General features: G+C 74.3%; 2 protein-coding genes and 1 pseudogene. All 3 read left to right on the top strand.

The window, feature by feature from the left end; translation table 11 throughout:
* Positions 1-16: 16 nt before the first annotated feature.
* The gene (locus E1166_RS30390; RefSeq protein ID WP_132343232.1) at positions 17-721 is read left to right on the top strand and encodes an endonuclease V; all 705 of its coding nucleotides are present in this window, start codon (positions 17-19) and stop codon (positions 719-721) included.
* A gap of 461 nt (positions 722-1182) precedes the next feature.
* Positions 1183-1584 (top strand): hypothetical protein, encoded by a 402-nt coding sequence (locus tag E1166_RS30385; protein ID WP_132343231.1) that lies wholly within the window; start codon positions 1183-1185, stop codon positions 1582-1584.
* Positions 1581-1876, top strand: a pseudogene (locus E1166_RS30380) (hypothetical protein); the annotation flags it as partial. The gene E1166_RS30385 and the pseudogene E1166_RS30380, both read left to right, overlap by 4 nt.

Raw genomic sequence — 1876 nt, 5'->3', positions numbered from 1 at the left:
GGGGTGGCCGCGGACGGTGGAGGCGGCGCTGGCCGTACAGGAGCGGCTGCGTCCACTGGTGGATCTGGTCGGGCCCGGCCCGAGTCGGCCGGCGACGGTGGCCGGCCTGGATGTCGCGTACGCCGAGAGCGGCGACCTACTCGCGGCGGCGGTGACCGTGCTCGACGCGGCGACGCTGGCGGTGGTGGACCGCGCGGTCCACGTCGGCGTGCCCTCCTTCGGGTACGTGCCGGGCTTGTTCGCCTTCCGGGAACTGCCGGCGTTGCTGGCCGCGTTGGATGCGCTCCGGATCCGCCCGGACCTGCTGGTCTGCGACGGCCACGGGCTGGCTCATCCGCGCCGGTTCGGGCTGGCCTGCCACATCGGTGTGGTCACCGGGCTGCCGGCGATCGGGGTGGGCAAGACCCCGTTGGTCGGTGAGTGGACCGGGCCGGCGTGGGAGCGTGGGGCGAGCGCGCCGCTGGTCGACGGGGGCGAGACGGTTGGGCGGGTGCTGCGTACCCGGGACGGCGTGAAGCCGGTCTTCGTCAGCGTCGGGCACCGGACAGGGCTGGACGAGGCCGTCGACCTGGTGCTGGCCCTGACCCCGCGCCACCGGCTGCCGGAGACCACGCGGACCGCCGACCGGCTGTGCCGGGAGGCCCTCGCCGCCGCCGGTCGCCGCGCCGGGCGTGGTGCCGCCGGCCCGGCCGGCGACCACCGCCACCGGTCAGCGCGGTAGAGCCACGCGAGATGCGGCCTATGGGGGTGTCCATCACCGGGCAACGGGCCCATGTCCGGCAAACCGAGTCGATCAAGCCGAGCCGAAACGGTCCGACCGGTTCTGAGGCCGGTCCGACTGGCACCGGGGTCGGCCCTCGGCCCGGGTCCGACCTCGGCGAGCGCTTCAGCCCAGGTCCACCGGGGTAAGCCGGCAGGGTAATGCGGCACACATGTGGAGCGTTCAATGACCGGGGTGCCCCCTGACCCGGTAGTAACCTGACCGCCGGACCCGCGGGGAGACGGTGAGGAACCCGTGGCCAGACGGTGAGGTGGACAGATGCACGGGGCACGCCTGGTGGCGGGCGCACTGCGGGGCGGCCTGCTGGTCGTCGGCGCGGCTCCCGCGTACGCCGCCGGGGACAGGGGCACGGTGCGGGGGCGGAGGGCTTCACCGCCAGCGGCTCTCCGGGCGGCGTTTCGATGGAGGTACGCAAGCGTACCGACGGGTGCGCGCCCGGCGGCGGGGGTGGCGTGGTGATCGCCCGTACCTCGCCGGCGGATCCGACGTTGTGCAGAGGGAAGAGCCGCAAGGTCCGGGTCGCGTTCGTCGCAGGCGCGGTGGCGGGCCGGCTGGAGGTGGCCGGCGAGGTGACGACGGCGACAGGACGGTTCGCCCGCCGGGGCGCGGACAGCTCCCGGGTCGGTGGGCGTGCTGCCGCGTCGCCTGCTGCGTGCCTTGTGTCCACCGTGACCGACACCCCGAGTGCGACCAGCATCCCGGTCGCCGCCACGGACGTGCCGACCCCGGCCGTCCTCGCTCGCCGCCCCGAGTATCGGCCCGGCCACCGCCGCTGCCGTCGAGTTCCTCCGGAGGATCCATGATCATGTGGTTCGGTGTCGCCCTGGTCGTCGTCGGTGTCGGGCTGATCGCCTTGCTGGTCCGGATCAATCGCCGAGACCGCCGGCGCGTCGAGGAGACCACCGGCCACCCGGCCGTTCCGCTGCCGCGCAACCCCGGTCCGACCACCTACCGCTCCGGTGGCGGGCTGCCGGACGTGACTCCCGCGCCGACCGCCCGGGTGTACGGCCAGCAGCCGGCCGTCCCCGCCCCGACCTGTCTCTTATCCACATCTCCGAGCCCACGAGACGCTCATGAATCTCGTATGCCGCCTTC

The organism is Micromonospora sp. KC213 (assembly GCF_004348325.1).
In the GTDB taxonomy this organism is placed as follows: domain Bacteria; phylum Actinomycetota; class Actinomycetes; order Mycobacteriales; family Micromonosporaceae; genus Micromonospora.
Note: the sequence above shows the minus strand (reverse complement) of the source record. Positions and strands in the feature narration are given on the sequence as shown.

Bases quoted from the DNA above. Each gene is read 5' to 3' on its own strand.
- E1166_RS30385 (WP_132343231.1), top strand. From the start codon at position 1,183: ATGGAGGTACGCAAGCGTACCGACGGGTGCGCGCCCGGCGGCGGGGGT.